Source organism: Rhodobacter sp. P1_C2 (assembly GCF_056406375.1).
Genome location: NZ_JBFUAG010000001.1, coordinates 195,974 through 214,532, shown reverse-complemented (window position 1 = coordinate 214,532; position 18,559 = coordinate 195,974). Strand labels below are relative to the sequence as shown.

Below are 18,559 nucleotides of genomic sequence, written 5' to 3'. Positions count from 1 at the left end.
ACGAAACGTTGCAGTCTCGGCTTTGGGAGAACTTGAGGGAGGAAACCCATGCTTGATGCAACGACGACCGATCAGGTCGCAGCGTTCCTGGAGGATTTCGGCGCCGCCTTGTCCGCCGGTGACATCGCCCGCGCCACCGAGATGTTCCAGGACGACTGCTATTGGCGCGATCTGGTCACCTTCACCTGGAATCTGAAAACCGTCGAAGGCAAGGCACAGGTGGCCGACATGCTGCGCCACCAGCTTGCCACGACCAAACCGTCGAACTGGCGCGTGGCCGAGGGCGAGACCGCCAGCGAGGAGGGCGGCATCACCACCGCCTGGATCAGCTTCGAGACCGAACTGGCGCGCGGCTATGGCCTGATCCGGCTGAAGGACGGCAAGATCTGGACCCTGCTCACCACGATGGTGGAGCTGAAGGGCTTCGAGGAACCGCTCGGCTATGACCGCCCGCTTGGCGCCAAACATGGCGCGGGCAAGCACCGGATGTCCTGGGCCGAAGAGCGCGAGGCCGAGGCGCGCGAGCTTGGCTATACCAAACAGCCCTATGTCCTCATCATCGGCGGCGGTCAGGGCGGCATCGCCCTTGGCGCCCGGCTGCGGCAGTTGGGCGTGCCGACGATCATCCTGGAAAAGAACCCCCGCGCTGGCGACAGCTGGCGCAACCGCTACAAATCGCTCTGCCTGCATGACCCGGTCTGGTACGACCATCTGCCCTACCTGCCCTTCCCGCCGAACTGGCCGGTCTTCGCCCCCAAGGACAAGATCGGCGACTGGCTGGAGATGTACACCAAGATCATGGAGCTGAATTACTGGTCGAGTTCCACCTGCAAATCGGCCAAGTTCGACGAGGCGACCAAGGAATGGACCGTGGTCGTTGACCGCAACGGGCAAGAGGTGACGCTGAAGCCGAAGCAACTGGTGCTGGCCACCGGCATGTCGGCCAAGGCGAACATGCCGAAATATCCGGGCATGGAGAAGTTCAAGGGCGACCAGCACCATTCGTCGAAACACCCGGGGCCGGATGCCTACAAGGGCAAGAAAGCCGTGGTGATCGGGTCGAACAACTCCGCCCATGATATCTGCGCGGCGCTGTGGGAAAACGATGTCGATGTGACGATGGTCCAGCGCTCCTCGACCCATATCGTCAAGTCGGACACGCTGATGGATATCGGCATGGGCGCGCTTTATTCCGAAAAGGCGGTGCAGGGCGGCATGACGACCAACAAGGCCGACATGATCTTTGCCAGCCTGCCCTACAAGATCCTGCATGAATTCCAGATCCCGCTTTATAACCAGATGCGCGAGCGGGATGCGGACTTCTATGCCGGGCTGGAAAAGGCGGGCTTCTGGCTGGATTGGGGCGATGACGGCTCGGGTCTCTTCATGAAATACCTGCGCCGCGGCTCGGGCTATTACATCGACGTGGGCGCCAGCCAGCTGATCATCGACGGCAAGATCAAGCTGGCGCATGGCAATGTGAAGGAGATCACCGAAGACGCCGTGGTGCTGGAGGATGGCACGGTGCTGCCCGCCGATGTGATCGTCTATGCCACGGGCTATGGCTCGATGAACGGCTGGGCGGCGGATCTGATCGGCAAGGATGTCGCCGACAAGGTGGGCAAATGCTGGGGCCTCGGCTCTGGCACCACCAAGGACCCGGGCCCCTGGGTCGGCGAACAGCGCAACATGTGGAAGCCGACCCAGCAGGAGGCCTTGTGGTTCCACGGCGGCAACCTGCACCAGTCGCGCCATTACTCGCAGTTCCTGTCCCTGCAGCTGAAGGCAAGGATGGAAGGGCTCGACACCCCGGTTTACGGCATGCCGGAGACCTATCTGCTCGGCTGACACCCTCCCCGCCCCGGCCGCATCAGGCCGGGGCGGACGCCTTTTATTTGGGCCAATGCTCGCGTCTTTGATTATATTTCAGGCATTATTCCGCGCTATCCCGGCTTCCCCGCATCCACCCCTTGCCGCAACGCAGCAATCGCGGTGGACAGGATCATGGCCAAGGGACTCTCCATCGTTGTGGTCGAAAAAGACCGGGAACGGGCGCTGATGATCGTCGAGGGCCTGCGCGAGGCGGGTGAGCTGGACGTTTTCGTCATCTCCGAAGACATCGGCCTTGCCCGCCGCATCGCCGAACGCAACCCCGACCTCGTGCTGATCGACGCTGGCAACCCCTCGCGCGATGTGCTGGAGGATCTCACCCTCGCCTCCGCGCCGATGGAGCGCCCGGTGGCGATGTTCGTCGACAATTCCGACAGCACCCTGACCAAGGCCGCGATCGAGGCCGGGGTGTCGGCCTATGTCGTCGACGGGCTGCGCGGTGAGCGGATCAAACCGATCCTCGACGCCGCCATCGCCCGCTTTCACATGGTGCAGAAGATGCGGGTCGAACTGGCCGAAACCCGCCGCGCCCTGGAGGAACGCAAGGTCATCGACCGCGCCAAGGGCATCCTGATGCGGGCGCGCGGCATCGGCGAGGAAGAGGCCTATGCCCTCTTGCGCAAGGGCGCGATGGATCAGGGCAAGAAGCTGGTCGACATGGCGCAGGCCCTCGTCATGGCGACGGAGCTTTTGAAATGAGCGTCACGCGCCTCTCCCTCGCCTATCTGCCGCTGGTCGATGCGGCCCCCCTCTTCGTGGCCGATGCGCTCGGCTTTGCCGCCGAAGAAGGGCTGGAGTTGGACCTCAAACCCGCGCCAAGCTGGGCCACCCTGCGCGACATGCTGGCTTTGGGTCAGGTCGAGGCGGCGCATATGCTTTCCCCCCTGCCGGTGGCCAGCGCCATCGGCCTTGGCGGCAGCGCGGCCAAGTTCGAGGCGCTGATGGTCCTGAACGTCAATGGCGATGCCATCGGGGTTTCGGCGAAACTGGCGGCGCGGATGCAGGCTTCGGGCTATGTCTTCGACTTCAAGGATGCGCGGGCCGCCGGGCTGGCCCTGCTGGCGTCGGCGGGAGAAAGGCTGCGGATCGGCGTGCCCTTCCCCTTCTCGATGCATGCCGAACTGATCCATTACTGGCTGGCCGGTCTGGGCCAGGCCCTGCCCGAGGGCCTGCACATCAGCACCGTCGCCCCGCCCCGCATGGCAGAGGCGCTGGCGGCGGGCGAGATCGACGCCTTCTGCGTCGGTGAACCGCGCGGCTCGGTCGCGGTGGACAGCGGCGCCGGGATGCTGCTGCTGCCGGGCTCGGCAATCTGGGCCTTTGCGCCGGAAAAGGTGCTGGCCACCCGCGCCGGTTGGGCCGAGGCCGAACCGGGGCTGGCCGGCGGCCTGATGCGGGCGATCTGGCGGGCCGGGCGCTGGCTGGGTCAGGCCGACAACCTCAGCGTGGCCTCCGACCTTCTGGCCGCCCCCGGCCGTCTGGCCCTGCCGCCCGAGGTGATCGAAAGGGTGCTGACCGGGCGGCTGCTGATCTCTGCCGACGGGCAGGAGCGCCGGGTGCCCGGCTTCATCGAGTTCCACGCCGGGGCCGCCAATTTCCCCTGGCGCAGTCAGGCCAGCTGGATCGGCGCGCGCCTCGCGTTGCGCCACGGCCTTGACCCCGAACCCGCCATCGCCGCCGCCCGCGCCGTCTTTCGCAGCGACCTTTACCGCCAGCATCTGCGCTTTGCCGGTGCCGCCCTCCCCAGCGCCTCGGACAAGCTGGAGGGGGCTTTGGCCGTCCCGACCGCCGCCCCCTCGGCCCAGGGCAGACTGATTCTGCCGCCGGATCGTTTCTTTGATGCCAAGGTTTTCGACCCGACCGAGCCGTTCCGCTGAAGATTTGTGCATGAGGGCTGAAGCATGAAACTTTACGACCCCGGACCCCACACAACCGTTGACGCCGCGCCGCGGCACATGCCAATTGAACGTAACGCTAGGGGCAACGATGTCCCACCGCGTTCCCCCAAAGCTGAGGGAAAGCCGAGCAACGCCGCTTGGAACCGTGCCTGTCAAGGCAGCGGCTCCATGCGGCTTTTTCCATTTCATCACCCCGCTTCGGGGTAAAACGGGAAGCTGATCCATGCGTCTTGCCCATATCCTCACCCTGACCACCTGCCTCGCCACCCCCGCTTTCGCCGAAACCGCCGGAATCGAGAAAGACCAGCTGACGCTCGGCTTCATCAAGCTGACCGACATGGCCCCCCTCGCCATCGCCAAGGAAAAGGGCTTCTTCGAGGATGAGGGCCTGTCCGTCACCCTGGAAGCGCAATCGAACTGGAAGGTCCTTCTGGACCGCGTGCTGGATGGCGAACTCGACGGCGCGCACATGCTGGCAGGCCAGCCCATCGCCTCGACCATCGGTTATGGCACCAAGGGCCACCTGGTCACCGCCTTTTCGATGGACATGAACGGCAACGCGATCACCGTGTCGAACGCCGTGTGGGAGGCGATGAAGCCCGCCCTCAAGATGGGCGCCGATGGCAAGCCGGAACACCCGATTTCCGCCGCAGCCCTGAAGCCGGTGCTCGACGAATATGCCGCAGCCGGCAAGCCCTTCAACATGGGCATGGTCTTCCCGGTCTCGACCCACAATTACGAACTGCGCTACTGGCTGGCTGCCGGCGGCATCAACCCCGGCTATTACCAGCCCGGCGACGTGGCCGGCCAGACCGAGGCGCAGGTCCTGATCTCGGTCACCCCGCCGCCGCAGATGCCCGCCACGATGGAAGCCGGCACGATCGACGGCTATGCCGTGGGCGAGCCGTGGAACCAGGCCGCCGTCGCCAAGGGCATCGGCGTGCCAGTGGTCACCGACAATGACATCTGGAAGAACAACCCCGAGAAGGTCTTCGGCGTCACCGCCGAGTTCGCCGAAGCCAACCCCCACACCATGATCGCCCTGACCAAGGCCCTGATCCGCGCCGGCATGTGGCTGGACGAGAACAACAACGCCAACCGCGCCGAAGCGGTCGAGATCCTCAGCCGCAAGGAATATGTCGGCGCCGACAAGGCCGTCATCGCCAATTCGATGACCGGCACTTTTGAATTTGAAAAGGGCGACAAGCGCGCCGAGCCCGATTTCAACGTCTTCTTCCGCTACAACGCGACCTTCCCTTATTACTCGGACGCCGTCTGGTACCTGACCCAGATGCGCCGCTGGGGCCAGATCGCCGAAGCGCACCCGGACGCCTGGTATGACGAGACCGCCAAGTCGGTCTACAAGCCCGCGATCTATGAAGAAGCCGCCAAGGAACTGATCGCCGAAGGCAAGGCGAAGGCCACCGACTTCGACTTCGACGCCGATGGCTACAAGGACCCGAGCAGCGATTTCATCGACCACATCACCTACGACGGCACCAAGCCCAACGCCTATATCGACAGCCTGACCATCGGGTTGAAGGACGGCCAGACCGTCGCCGATGGCGCCGTGCAGAACTGAGGGGCATGACATGACCGCTCTGGACCCCGCAGAAATGCCGAAAGACGGCGCCGCGAAAGTGGCAAGCACTCCCGAAAGGCTGCGGCGGTTCATCAATCGCTGCGACCCCTGGTTCAAGATCCTCGGTCTGGCCTGGATCACGCCGATCGGGCGGGTCCTGGCCGGCGACAACCCCCGCGGCCAGGTCAAGGAGATCTGGCGTCTGGCCGTGGTGCCGGTGCTGGCCATCGTGGCTTTCCTGATGCTCTGGGCGGCCCTGGCGCCCACGGTGCAAACCTCGCTCGGCGCCATTCCCGGGCCGGTGCAGGTCTGGGAACAGGTCGGCGTCTTGCGCGCCGATGCGGTGGTCGAGGCGCAGAAAGAGGCCGACTTCTACGCCAAACAGGCCGAGAAGAACGCCGCCCTGATCGCCGAGGGCAAGCCGGAAGAGGTCAAGAACCGCACCTATGCCGGCAAGCCGACCTTTCCGGGCCAGATCCTGACCTCGATCAAGACGGTCTTCCTCGGCTTCCTGATCGGCACGCTGATCGCGGTGCCCTTGGGCATCCTCTCGGGCCTTTCGCCCACCGCCAATGCGGCGCTGAACCCCCTGGTGCAGATCTTCAAGCCGGTCTCGCCGCTGGCCTGGCTGCCGATCGTCACCATGGTGATCTCGGCCACCTATGCCGGCACGCTGCCGAAAAGCTTCCTGGTTTCCGCGGTCACAGTGACGCTTTGTTCGATGTGGCCGACCCTGATCAACACCGCACTCGGCGTGGCCTCGATCGACAAGGATCTGGTCAACGTGGGCCGCGTCCTGAAGTTGAGCCTCTGGACCCGGATCACCAAGCTGGTGCTGCCCTCGGCGCTGCCCCTGATCTTCACCGGGCTGCGGCTGTCCTTGGGCGTTGGCTGGATGGTGCTGATCGCGGCGGAAATGCTGGCGCAGAACCCCGGCCTCGGCAAATTCGTCTGGGACGAGTTCCAGAACGGTTCCGCCGACAGCCTGGCCCGGATCATGGTGGCCGTTCTGACCATCGGCATCATCGGCTTTGCCTTGGACCGGGTGATGTTCGCGCTGCAATCCCTCTTCACCTTCACGAACAACCGGTGACATGATGGGCATTCTTGAATTCTCGCATGTCTCCAAGGGCTTCGGTGATACGCCCGTCCTGCGCGACCTGACCTTCTCGGTGGCGGAGGGTGAGTTCCTCGTCCTCCTCGGCTTCTCCGGCTCGGGCAAGACCACGCTGATGAACCTGATGGCCGGGCTGACCCTGCCCGACACGGGCGAGGTGCGCTTCAAGGGCGCGCCCGTCACCGGCCCGGGGCCGGAGCGTGGGCTGGTCTTCCAGTCCTATGCCCTGATGCCCTGGCTGACCGTCGCCGGGAATATCCAGCTGGCGGTGGACGCCACCCACAAGGGGACCAAGGCCGAACGCGCGGCGGAAGTTTCCCGCTATATCCAGATGGTCGGCCTGTCGCATGCGGCCGAGCGTCGCCCGGCGGAACTGTCCGGCGGGATGCGCCAGCGCGTCGCCGTGGCCCGCGCCCTGGCCATGCAGCCCGAAGTGCTGCTGATGGACGAACCGCTCTCCGCGCTCGATGCCCTGACGCGCGCCAATGTCGCCTCGGAGATCGAGGCGATCTGGCGGGCCGACCGGCGCACCGCCGTGATGATCACCAATGACGTGGACGAGGCGCTGATCCTCGCCGACCGGATCATCTGTCTGAACCCCGATGGCACGCTGGGTGAAAGCTTTGCCGTCGACCTGCCGCGCCCGCGCGACCGCACAGCACTCGACCACGGGCAGTTCAAGGAGCTGCGCTCTGCCGTCACCGCTTACCTCATGGATGTCGGCATCGCGTCCAAACTGCCCGAGACACGGCTTCTGCCCGCTGTCACGCCGCGCCACGCGATCCCCGGCGCCTACAAACGCGCCGCCGCCTCGCCGCTCGAGGCGCGCTATCTGCACTATTCCCAACTTCACAAGGTCTACGAGACGCCGAAAGGCCCCCTCACCGTGGTCGAGGATTTCAACCTGACCCTGAAGCGCGGCGAATTTGTGAGCCTGATCGGCCATTCGGGATGCGGCAAGTCCACCGTCCTGTCGATGACGGCGGGGCTGAACGCGATCAGCCAGGGCGCCATCACGCTCGACGGTTTCCACGTCGAAGGCGCCGATCCCGAACGCGCCGTGGTCTTCCAGTCGCCCAACCTCTTCCCCTGGCTCACCGCCAAGCAGAACGTCGCCATCGGGGTGGACAAGGTCTATCCCAAGGCCACGCAAGCCGAACGGCAGGAGGTAGTGGAATACTACCTGGAGCGTGTCGGCCTTGGCGATGCGATGGACCGTCAGGCCTCGGACATGTCTAACGGCATGCGCCAGCGCGTCGGCATCGCCCGCGCCTTTGCCCTGTCGCCGAAACTGCTGCTGCTGGATGAGCCCTTCGGCATGCTCGACAGCCTGACGCGGTGGGAATTGCAGGAGGTGCTGATGGAGGTGTGGAGCCGCACCAAGGTCACCGCCGTCTGCGTGACGCATGATGTGGACGAGGCGATCCTTCTGGCCGACCGCGTGGTGATGATGACCAACGGCCCGCGCGCCACCATCGGCAAGATCACCGAGGTCAACCTGCCCCGCCCGCGCACCCGCCGCGCCCTGCTGGATCACCCGGACTATTACACCTATCGCGCTGAAATCATGGGATTCCTTGAGGAATACGAACATGGCCGCGCCAAGAAGAAGGACGCGGCATGATGGACATGATGCAGGAAACCACCCCCACCTTCATCGAAGTGGCCGAGGTCTGGGTGCCCGAGGACGGCAAGCTGATCCTCCACGCCGGCAATTACGGCGCGCATGAGGGCTTTGCCGAAGCCTCGGGCCGCGAAAGCTTTGCCAAGGGCGAAGGTCTGCCCGGCAAGGCCTGGGCCGAGGCGCGGCCGGTGGTGCTCAAAGGCTTCGACGGCAGCTATTTCCGCCGGGCCGAGGCGGCCAAGGCCGCGGGCCTGACCGCCGCCGTCGCCATGCCGGTCTTTGCCGGCGAGGTGCTGAAAGCCGTTCTGGTGATCTTCTGCGCCGATGGCGGCGACAGGATCGGCGCGCTGGAGGTCTGGGTTGAAAAGGCGGGCAGCCTGACGCTGGACGATGGCTATTTCGGCGCGGCCAAGGAGTTCGAGTTCGTCACCCAGCACACCGCCTTTGCGCGGGGTCAGGGTCTGCCGGGCGGGGTCTGGGCGGCCAATATGCCGATGCTGATGCGCGATCTGGGGGCGGGTTACGGCTTTGTCCGTGCCGAAAGCGCGGGCAAAGCGGGGCTGTCCACCGGGCTTGGCCTGCCGGTTCCGGCGCCGGGCGGGGCGACCTATGTCCTCGCCCTTCTGTCCGCCAAGGGCACCCCCATCGCCCGCCGGTTCGAGATCTGGGACGCCCGCGCCGCCCGAGTCGGCAAGACCGGCGAGGCCGTGCTGATCGACGGCATCTGCGAACGCGAGGGCCCCCTGTGGGATGAAGACAACCCGCGCCGCGTCTCGGCCTGGAAGGGGCAGATCGGCCAGGTTCTGGCCACCGGCCTTCCGGTCATCGAGAGCAATTCTCCGGGTCTGGCTGCGGGTTACACCGCGATGCTGGCCCTTCCCCTTCACCGCGGCGCCGAACTTGCCTTCGTCGTCGCCTGGTATCTCTGAGAGGTCGCCGTGGAACAGAAATCGACGGAAAAACTGGTCGTCATCGGCGCTGGCATGGCCTCGGGCCGGATGCTGGAAAACCTGCTGGACCTTGCCAAGGGGTCCTATGAGATCACCCTCTTCGGCGCGGAACCGCGGGGCAATTACAACCGCATCATGCTGTCCCCGGTGCTGTCGGGCGAAAAGACCTATGAGGAGATCGTCACCCACGACGCCGCCTGGTATGCGGCGCAGGGCATCACCTGCCGCTTTGGCGAGCCTGTGACCGGCATCGACCGCGAAGCCAGGACCATCCACACCGCCAAGGGCGAGACGCCCTACGACAAGCTGGTGATCGCCACCGGCTCGGCCCCCTTCATCGTGCCGGTGCAGGGCAAGGATCTGCCGCAGGTCACCGCCTACCGCGATCTGGACGACACCAACAAGATGATCGCGGCCTGCGGCAAACCCGATGCCAAGGCCGTGGTGATCGGCGGCGGTCTTCTGGGGCTGGAAGCCGCCGCCGGCCTGCGCCTGCGTGGCATGGAGGTCACCGTCATCCACCTCTCCGGCCATCTGATGGAACGCCAGCTTGACCCGGCGGCGGGCTATCTCTTGCAGAAGGACCTCGAACGCCGCGGCATCAAGGTGCATTGCAAAGGCTCGACCAAGGCCATTCTGGGCCATGATTCGGTCGAGGCGGTGCTTCTGGAAGACGGCACGATCTATCCCGCCGATCTGGTCTGCATGGCCGTCGGCATCCGCCCCGAGGTGCGTCTGGCCAATGACGCGCATCTGGAGGTCGGGCGCGGCATCGTGGTCGATGACCAGATGCGCACCTCTGACCCCGCGATCTTTGCGGTCGGCGAATGTGTCGAGCATAACAAGCAACTCTTCGGCCTCGTCGCCCCGCTTTACGATCAGGCCAAGGTGCTGGCCCAGACCCTCGCGGGGGAGGCTGCGACCTTCCGACCGATCCAGACTGCGACCAAGCTGAAGGTGACCGGCGTCGACCTCTTCTCTGCCGGTGACTTCGCCGATGCACCGGGGCGCGAGGATATCGTCTTCCGCGATCCCGGCCGCGGTATCTACAAGCGCCTGGTGATCGAGGGCGACAAGCTTCTGGGCGCCGTCATGTATGGCGACACCGCCGATGGCAGCTGGTTCTTCGGCCTCATCAAGGATGGCACCGATATTTCCGCCATGCGCGACACGCTGATCTTTGGCCCGGCGTTCCAGGGGGGGGCCACCGCGGACCCTCTGGCGGCCGTTGCAGCCTTGCCGCCTGAGGCGGAGATTTGCGGCTGCAACGGCGTCTGCAAGGGCAAGATTGTAACGGCCATCCAAGGCGGCGCCACCACGCTGGACATGGTGCGCGCCCAGACCAAGGCAAGCTCCTCCTGCGGCACCTGCACCGGGCTGGTCGAACAGGTCATGGCGCTGACGCTGGGCGACGGTTTCAAGGCCAACACCAACCCGCCGATGTGCAAATGCACCGACCACACGCACGAGGATGTGCGGCGGCTGATCAAGTCCCAGGGCTTGAAATCCATTCCGGCGGTGATGCAGGAACTGGGCTGGAAAACCTCGGGCGGCTGCGCCTCCTGCCGGCCGGCGCTGAACTACTACCTTCTGTCCGACTGGCCGCTGGACTACCAGGACGACCGCCAGAGCCGTTTCGTGAACGAGCGCAACCACGCCAACATTCAAAAGGACGGCACCTATTCCGTCGTGCCGCGGATGTGGGGCGGGGTCACCACGCCCGACGAACTCCGCGCCATCGCCGACGCCGCCGACAAGTACAAGGTGCCGATGGTCAAGGTCACCGGTGGCCAGCGCATCGACCTTCTGGGCGTGAAGAAAGAGGATCTGCCGGCGATCTGGGCCGACCTCAACGATGCCGGCATGGTCTCGGGCCATGCCTATTCCAAGGGGCTGCGGACGGTGAAAACCTGCGTGGGCAGCGAGTTCTGCCGCTTTGGCACGCAGGACAGCACGGGTCTGGGGATCAAGCTGGAAAAGCTGCTCTGGGGGTCCTGGACGCCGGCCAAGGTGAAACTCGGCGTCTCGGGCTGTCCCCGCAACTGCGCCGAGGCGACCTGCAAGGATGTCGGCATCGTCTGCGTTGACTCAGGCTACGAGATCAGCGTCGCAGGCGCCGCCGGGATGGACGTGCGCGAGACCATCCCGCTTTGCAAGGCCACGACCGAGGCCGAGGTGATGGAGGTCGTCGCCGCCTTCGTCCAGCTGTACCGCGAAAACGCCCGCTACCTGCACCGCATCTACAAATGGGTCGACAAGGTCGGCCTGGACTGGTGCCAGGAACAGATCGCCGACACCGAGAACCGCAAGGCCTTGTACGACCGCTTCATGGTCTCGCAATCGGTCTACCAAGTCGATCCCTGGGCCGAACACGCCAAACCCGCCGAGCGGGCCAAATGGGCCCCTCTCACCGACCTGTCGCTGGAGGCTGCAGAATGAGCTGGCTGGACATTGGACATCTCGACGACATCCCGCGCCAGGGCGCACGGGTGGTGAAAACCGCGGCGGGTTGCGTGGCGGTGTTCCGCACCGCCTCGGATGAGGTCTTCGCCACCGCCGACCGCTGCCCCCACAAGGGCGGGCCTTTGTCGGAGGGCATCGTGCATGGCACTTCCGTCACCTGCCCGCTGCATTCCTGGGTCTTCTCGCTGGAAACCGGCCTCGCCCAGGGCGCCGACAAGGGCGAAATCGCGACCTATCCGGTGAAGGTCGAGGCGGGGCGCCTGATCCTCGACACCGCCCGCCTGGCAAAACGGGTGGCCGCATGACGCCCGGCACCCCGATCAAGACGACCTGCCCCTATTGCGGCGTCGGCTGCGGGGTGCTGGCAACCCCGGATGGCAAGGGCGGTCTCGCCATCAAGGGCGACCCCGACCATCCGGCCAACAAGGGCCGCCTCTGTTCCAAAGGCACGGCTTTGGGCGAGACTTTGGGGCTGGACGACCGCCTGCTGAGCCCGCGCATCCATGGGCGCGAAGCGGGTTGGGACGAGGCCCTGACCCTCGTGGCCGAGCGGTTCCGATCCGTGGTCGCCGAACACGGGCCGGATTCGGTGGCGCTTTACGTCTCGGGTCAGCTTCTGACCGAGGATTACTATGTCGCCAACAAGCTGATGAAGGGCTTCATCGGGGCGGCCAATATCGACACCAACTCTCGGCTTTGCATGGCCTCTTCGGTGGCGGGCCACAGGCGCGCCTTCGGCACCGATACCGTGCCGGGGCTTTACGAGGATCTGGAGCTGGCCGATCTGGTCGTGCTGACCGGATCGAACCTCGCCTGGTGCCATCCGGTTCTGTACCAGCGCCTCGCCGCCGCCAAGCTTGCCCGGCCCGAGATGAAAATCGTGGTGATCGACCCGCGCCGCACCGCGACCTGCGACATTGCCGACCTGCATCTGGCGCTCGCCCCCGGCTCTGATGCCGCCCTTTTTAACGCGCTTCTGCTGGCCATCGCCGATGCGGCCGCGGTCTGCCCCGATTTCCTGCCCCATGTCACCGGGCTGGAGGAGGCGATCACGGCCGCCCTTGCCACCGATCCTTCGATGACCGGGCTGGACCCGGCCGACCTCGCCCTGTTCTGCCAGATGTGGGTGCAGACCGAAAAGGTCGTCACCGTCTATTCGCAGGGCATCAACCAATCCTCCAGCGGCACCGACAAGGTGAACGCGATCCTGAACTGCCACCTCGCCACCGGGCGGATCGGCAAGCCCGGCATGGGGCCCTTCTCGGTCACCGGCCAGCCCAACGCGATGGGCGGGCGCGAGGTCGGCGGCATGGCCAACATGCTCGCCTGCCATCTGGAGATCGAGAACAAGGCCCACCGCGACGCCGTTCAGGGCTTCTGGGCCAGCCCCGCCATGGCCGACAAGCCCGGCCTGAAGGCGGTCGACATGTTCCGCGCCGTGGGGGAGGGCAGGATCAGGGCGATCTGGATCATCCACACCAATCCCGTCGTCTCGATGCCCGATGCCGATGCCGTGGCCGAGGCCCTGCGCGCCTGCCCCTTCGTCGTGGTGCAGGATGTGACCTCTGCCACCGATACCGCACGGCTGGCCCATGTGCTCTTGCCCGCCACCGCCTGGGGCGAGAAAGAGGGCACCGTCACCAACTCCGACCGCACGATCAGCCGCCAGCGCCGGACCCTGACCGCCCCCGGCCTGGCCCGCGACGACTGGCGCATCCTGGCCGAGGTCGGGCGGCGGATGGGGTGGAAAGCCGCCTTCCACTGGCCCGATGCCGCCGCCGTCTTTGCCGAATATGCCGCCCTGTCGGGTGTGGCAGGCGGGCTTGGCAGAGACTTCGACATCTCGGAACTCAAGGACGTGACCAGTGCCGATTATGCGGTGTTAGAGCCTTTTACCTGGCCGCAGAACGTAAGACAGAAGGGCGGGCGCTTCTTTGGTGCGGGGCGGTTCCACACTGCCGATCACCGCGCCCGCATGGTGCCGGTCACCCCGCGCCTGCCCGCGCCTTTGCAGGCCGAGGCGCCGTTCCGGCTCAACACCGGGCGGATCCGCGACCAATGGCACACCATGACCCGCACCGCGAAATCGCCGCGTCTGGGCCAGCACCTCGCCGAACCCTTCGTCGAGCTTCACCCGCACGATGCCGCCCATCTGGGGATCGCCCCCGCCGATCTGGTCCGGGTCGAGAATGCCCAGGGCCAGGCGATCCTGCGCGCCCTCATCACCGAAAAGGCCGCCCCGGGCGAGGTCTTCGCGCCGATGCACTGGACGGCCGAGCTTGCCTCGCAGGCGCGGATCGACGCCTTGGTGCCGGGTCTGGTCGATCCGATCTCGGGCCAGCCGGAAAGCAAGGCGGCGGCGGTGCGGCTCAGCCGGTTTCCGGCCGCCTGGTACGGCTTTGCCGTCAGCGCCGCCGCATTGGAGCCTCAGGCCGACTACTGGGCCAGAACGCGGATCAAGGGCGGCTGGCGGGTGGAATTGGCCGGTTTGCAGACGCCCGCGGATTGGGTGCGCTATGCCAAGGCCCTGTTCGACCTGCCCAGCATCGAACCCTCGATGGTCGAGGACCGCGCCAAGGGTCTGGTCCGGCTGGCCTTTCACGACGGCGACCGCCTGATCGCGGCGCTTTTCGCGGGGCCCGCGCCCGTCGCCCTGTCGCGCGACCACCTCGCCGCCCAGATCGCCGCCGAGGCGCCGAAACAGGTGCTCGCCGGGGCGCCGGGGGCCGATCAGCCCGATCCCGGCCCGATGGTCTGCGCCTGCCTCTCGGTCGGGCGGAACACGATTTTGGCGGCAATAGGCTCAGGTGCGGCCCGCTCCGTCGCCGAAATCGGCACGCTTTTGGGGGCGGGCACCTCCTGCGGGTCGTGCCGCCCGGAATTGAACGCCCTGCTCGCCAAATCCTGCCTGAAGGAGGCCGCCGAATGATCCGCACCGCCCAAGCCCCGCTGCTCGGACTCGTTTCGGCCTTCCGCCACTGGTGCGAGGAGGTGATCCTGCCCGCCCTCCCGCAGCGCCGCGCGCGGGCCGGGCGGGTGCTTGGCAAGGTGACCCTTCTGGGCGCCGGGCCGGGATCGGCCGATCTGATCACCCTGCGCGGCATGCGCGCCCTCGCCGCGGCGGATGTGATCTTCTACGACCGGCTCGCCGATCCGGAGCTGCTCAATCATGCCAAACATGGCGCAAAATGCATTTCGGTCGGCAAGGCGCCGGGCCATCACAGCGTGCCGCAGGACAAGATCAACGCGGCTCTGGTCGCGGCGGCCCTGCAGGGGCAAGAGGTCGTCCGCCTGAAATGCGGCGATCCCGGCATCTTCGGCCGAGGCGCCGAGGAGGCCGAGGCGTTGAGCGCCGCCGGCATCCCCTGGCAGATCGTGCCGGGCGTCACCGCGGCCTGTGCCGCCGCCGCCGCCGCCGACAGTTTCCTGACCGAACGCGGCGTGACCGAGCGCGTCGTCTTCGCCACCGGCCACCGGCGCGAGGGCGATGTGACCGACTGGAGCGCCTGCGCCGCGCCGGGCACGACGCTCGCCTGTTACATGGGTGTGGCGGGGGCTGCCGCGATGCAGGCGGGGATGATGGTCTCGGGCTGGCCCGCGGCCTGCGAGGTCGAGGTGATCTCCCACGCGCAGACGCCTCAGCAGCGTGTGTTGCGCGGCAGTTTGCAGGGTCTGGGTGCGCTTTGCGCCGGGCAGGCCAACCTGAACCCGGCCATATTGTTGATCCGCTGGCCGATGGAAACAGGCTCTGTCATGGCCAAAACCGAGGTTTTTGCCAGCGCCTAACGCCCGGCGAGCTTGGCCTTGACCGCATCGCAGGCCACCTCCCAGGCGTTCAGCGCGCCGGCCTCCTGCAGGGTGATCAGCCCGCGTTCGGTGATGCCGCCGGGGGTGACGAGTTCTTCCAGCAGCACCGCCATGCTGAGGGGGCTGTCGGCGACGTTGCGGCCTGCCGCGACCGTGGTCAGCGCGGCGAGTTGGCGGGCGGTTTCGGCCGGCAGGCCCTGCGCCGTGGACCATTCCGCCGTCAGCTGCACCAGCTTTTGCACCCAGCCATAGACGGCGGCAGAGACGGTGGCCGTCTCGAACTCCGCCTCCGAGGCCAAGGGCAGCACCGGGCCGAAGGCCTTAAGCAAAGTCGCCACCTCGGGATCGTCGGGGTAAAGCGTGGTCGGGCTGGCGGCTTGGGCTGCGGCGGTCAAGGGCATGACACGGTGGACGGAAACGCCCTGCGGCAGGACGGCGGCCAGTTGGCCGACCAGAACCCCGGCACAGACCGAGACCAGCTTTTGCCCCGCCCGCCAAGGCAGGCCGGTGACCGCCGCCACCGCATCCCGGGGCCGCACCGCCAGAAGCACCAGATCGGCCTGCGTCACCACCTGCGCATTGTCCACCGCCAGCCGCAGCCCATGCGTCCGCGCCAAACCCTCCGCCTTGCCGCGGGACGACAGAAGCAGGCTTTCGGGCGCATGGCCTGCCGCCAGCAGAGCCTCGACCATGATCTTGCCCAGATGACCCACGCCGATGATGCCGGTGACCATGGTAACCTCCTGATATGCTTGCGCAGCAAAGCCGGGCGGGGCTAGGCTGTCCAGAGGCTTTGCGAGCCCTCAAGGTGCGAAGATGTACGACCTACCCGATCTGCCCTCTCTCGTCCCGGCCCGGCTGCGCGCCGGGGCCGATCTTCTGGCCGAGGGGCGCGGGTTGGCGCGCGACTGGCGTCTGGGTCGCAGCGCCTTCATGGCCGCCAGCGGCTTTGCCTCGGAGGTGGCCTACAAGGCAAGCGTCACGGGGCGGGTGATGCAGCACGCCCACATCGGCTTTCGCAGCGTCGACCGGACGCTGGAGGCGATCCGCGAGGTGCATGGCACTTGTGCCGAACGCGGCGTGACGGTGGACCGCTTCGGCATCACGCTGGATTGGTCGATGGGCTATCCGCAAGCAATGCGCGCCACGGCGGCGCGGGCCACCGGGATCGTCCTCTCCGGCCCCGAGGATTTCGCCCGCATCACCGGGGCGGTGCCTTCAGCCATGCATTTTGGGGACTTCATGCTGGGCCTGCCCGGCGCTTTGGACAATGCCAAGGCGGCGATTGCCGCCGGGGCGACCTCGCTTGGCAATCTTGGGCAATATTTCACCTTCCGCCTGCCGGGCTGGGATGACGATGTCGCCACGACCGAGGCGACGGTGACCGCGCTTGGCCTGATCGCGGCGCAGGATGGCGCGGTTCTGGTGCATTCCAACCTGGACGACGGCTTTGCCGGGCTGTTCCAGGACATGTGCTGCAGCCTTGGCATGGTGCTGATCGAAAAGCACATAGTGGAGGGGTTGATCGGCGCGCCCTTGGCGCATTGCTATGGCCACCATTTCTCCGATCCCCTGTCACGGATGGCCTTTCATGCGGCGCTCGCCACGGTCAGCGACACGCCGGGGACGATGATCTTCGGCAATACCGTCAGCTACCAGTCGACCGAGGCCGGGAATTACGCGAGCCTGGCGAGCTATCTGCTGCCCGACATGATGGCGCTGGGGCGCTGGCCGACCGGCCATGCGGTCAACCCGGTGCCGGTGACCGAAAACCAGCGCATCCCCGATACCGACGAGATCATCGATGCGCAGACTTTCGCCCATCGTCTGGGCCAACATGCGCCGATGCATGCCGCCCTCGTCGATTGGCCGGTGGTGGAGGCTTTGGCCGCGCGGATGGTCGCGGGCGGGCGGCGCTTTGCGGCCGCGGTACTGGCGGGATTGGGCCGGCTTGGGGTCGATTGTGCCGATCCGGCGCAGCTGATGCTGGCGATCCGCCGGATGGGCCCGCGCCGGTTGGAGGCCGCTTTCGGCCCCGGCCCGATGCTGGATCTGCGGCGCAGGCCCGAGATCCTTGCCGAATGGGCGCGTGAGCTGGATCATATGGCGCGGGACTGGGTTACGGCCCAACCGCAAACCGCCGCGCGGATTGCACCAGCCGGGCTGAAGGTCTGCGTCGGCACTTCGGATGTGCATGAGCATGGCAAATATCTGGTGGAACGCGCGCTGACCGGGCTGGGGGTCACCGTGCTGGACGGCGGGGTTTCGGTCGATGCCGAGGTGCTGGTTGACCGCGCCCTGGCGCTGGGGGCCGATGCTTTGGCCATTTCAACCTATAACGGCGTGGCGCGCCGTTATGCGAGGGCGGTTCTGGCCGCGCTGGAAGCGCGGGGTGCCGCGATGCCGGTGCTGGTCGGCGGCAAGCTCAACGAGGTTCCGGCGGAGTCGAACACCGGCCTGCCGGTCGATGTCTCGGCCGAGATCGCGGCGCTTGGCGCAAGGCCCTGCGCCGGGCTGGATGACATGCTGGCGACGCTGGAGGATCTGGCAAACAGCAAAAGGGCCGCCAGCACAAGCTGACGGCCCTTGCAGGATGCTGGCAGGGAGACCCGCCGCAGCGCCTTATTTCAGCTCGTTCACCACGGTCTGGGCGAAGGCCGAGATCATCGACTTGTAATATTCGTCGCTGGAAGCCTTCAGCGTCGTCATGTCGATATCCGAAGGCAGGAAGGCCTTGGCCTGGTTCACGTCGACCTTGATGTTGTAGGTCTGCAGGTTGGCGCTGTCATTGGCATTGGCCACGTTGACGTTGCCTTCCAGATGCGTGTCGGCCATGCCGGTCGCCTCGGTGTAGGAATTGCTCAGCTCGGCCTCGTTCAGGTCGATCTTGATCTTCTCGCCGTCCTTGTCGATCCGGCCGGCCAGCAGCCCGGTGATCGCATTGGTCAGGTCATCGGCGATATGGGTGTAACGCTCGCCCGCGGCCTTGTTGGTGATGGCCTCCATGTCGATGGAGACTTCGACAGTCGACACCTTCGGCGCTTCGGCAAAAGCGGGAGCGGCAATCAGCATGCTGGCGAAAGCGGTGGTCAGAAGAAAACGGGACATGGAAAATCCTCCAGTTTGCCGGGTCCACTGTGGCCCGGATATGCCAAGACAACGTACGGCGGGGGCAAACGGTTCCGCCCGACTTTTGCGGTACAAAATCCGGCCCATGAAAAAAACCTG

Annotated in this window: 14 protein-coding genes; 12 read left to right on the top strand and 2 right to left on the bottom strand. The window is 66.2% G+C overall.

Annotated elements, in window-relative coordinates:
* Window positions 1–48: 48 nt before the first annotated feature.
* From AC1DZT_RS01025 to cobA, 11 genes are all read left to right on the top strand, one after another.
* A complete protein-coding gene (locus AC1DZT_RS01025) occupies window positions 49–1,848 on the top strand; it encodes an NAD(P)-binding domain-containing protein (RefSeq protein ID WP_478004726.1) in 1,800 nt (599 codons plus the stop codon).
* Window positions 1,849–2,004: 156 nt separating this feature from the next.
* Complete coding sequence (locus AC1DZT_RS01020; RefSeq protein WP_478000589.1) at window positions 2,005–2,589, top strand: ANTAR domain-containing response regulator; 585 nt, start codon at window positions 2,005–2,007, stop codon at window positions 2,587–2,589.
* On the top strand, window positions 2,586–3,767 hold the full coding sequence (locus AC1DZT_RS01015; RefSeq protein WP_478004725.1) for a CmpA/NrtA family ABC transporter substrate-binding protein: 1,182 nt from the start codon (window positions 2,586–2,588) through the stop codon (window positions 3,765–3,767). The genes AC1DZT_RS01020 and AC1DZT_RS01015 overlap by 4 nt, the downstream gene beginning before the upstream one ends.
* Window positions 3,768–4,011: 244 nt before the next feature.
* On the top strand, window positions 4,012–5,370 hold the full coding sequence (locus AC1DZT_RS01010) for a CmpA/NrtA family ABC transporter substrate-binding protein (protein WP_478004724.1): 1,359 nt from the start codon (window positions 4,012–4,014) through the stop codon (window positions 5,368–5,370).
* Window positions 5,371–5,380: 10 nt separating this feature from the next.
* Window positions 5,381–6,463, top strand: a complete 1,083-nt coding sequence (locus AC1DZT_RS01005; RefSeq protein WP_478004723.1) for an ABC transporter permease — start codon at window positions 5,381–5,383, stop codon at window positions 6,461–6,463.
* Window positions 6,464–6,467: 4 nt separating this feature from the next.
* The gene (locus AC1DZT_RS01000; RefSeq protein WP_478005074.1) at window positions 6,468–8,111 is read left to right on the top strand and encodes an ABC transporter ATP-binding protein; all 1,644 of its coding nucleotides are present in this window, start codon (window positions 6,468–6,470) and stop codon (window positions 8,109–8,111) included.
* Entirely contained in the window at window positions 8,108–9,040 is a 933-nt protein-coding gene (locus AC1DZT_RS00995) for a GAF domain-containing protein (RefSeq protein ID WP_478004722.1), read from the top strand. Before AC1DZT_RS01000 ends, AC1DZT_RS00995 begins: the two co-directional genes overlap by 4 nt.
* Before the next feature lie 9 nt (window positions 9,041–9,049).
* On the top strand, window positions 9,050–11,500 hold the full coding sequence (gene nirB / locus AC1DZT_RS00990) for a nitrite reductase large subunit NirB (RefSeq protein WP_478004721.1): 2,451 nt from the start codon (window positions 9,050–9,052) through the stop codon (window positions 11,498–11,500).
* Complete coding sequence (gene nirD, locus AC1DZT_RS00985; protein WP_478004720.1) at window positions 11,497–11,829, top strand: nitrite reductase small subunit NirD; 333 nt, start codon at window positions 11,497–11,499, stop codon at window positions 11,827–11,829. Before nirB ends, nirD begins: the two co-directional genes overlap by 4 nt.
* Window positions 11,826–14,453, top strand: a complete 2,628-nt coding sequence (locus tag AC1DZT_RS00980) for a molybdopterin-dependent oxidoreductase (protein ID WP_478004719.1) — start codon at window positions 11,826–11,828, stop codon at window positions 14,451–14,453. The genes nirD and AC1DZT_RS00980 overlap by 4 nt, the downstream gene beginning before the upstream one ends.
* A complete protein-coding gene (gene cobA / locus AC1DZT_RS00975; RefSeq protein ID WP_478004718.1) occupies window positions 14,450–15,310 on the top strand; it encodes a uroporphyrinogen-III C-methyltransferase in 861 nt (286 codons plus the stop codon). The genes AC1DZT_RS00980 and cobA overlap by 4 nt, the downstream gene beginning before the upstream one ends.
* On the opposite strand, the gene AC1DZT_RS00970 is transcribed toward cobA, so the two are convergent.
* Entirely contained in the window at window positions 15,307–16,065 is a 759-nt protein-coding gene (locus tag AC1DZT_RS00970) for a pyrroline-5-carboxylate reductase family protein (protein ID WP_478004717.1), read from the bottom strand. The two genes, cobA and AC1DZT_RS00970, sit on opposite strands and share 4 nt — an antisense overlap.
* A gap of 82 nt (window positions 16,066–16,147) precedes the next feature.
* Between AC1DZT_RS00970 and AC1DZT_RS00965 the strand changes: the two genes are divergently transcribed.
* Window positions 16,148–17,911: a cobalamin-dependent protein gene (locus tag AC1DZT_RS00965; RefSeq protein WP_478004716.1), complete on the top strand. Its 1,764-nt coding sequence runs from the start codon at window positions 16,148–16,150 to the stop codon at window positions 17,909–17,911.
* A gap of 42 nt (window positions 17,912–17,953) precedes the next feature.
* Here the strand turns inward: AC1DZT_RS00965 and AC1DZT_RS00960 are convergent, their stop codons facing one another.
* Window positions 17,954–18,439, bottom strand: a complete 486-nt coding sequence (locus tag AC1DZT_RS00960) for a hypothetical protein (protein ID WP_478004715.1) — start codon at window positions 18,437–18,439, stop codon at window positions 17,954–17,956.
* Between the last annotated feature and the right edge of the window lie 120 nt (window positions 18,440–18,559).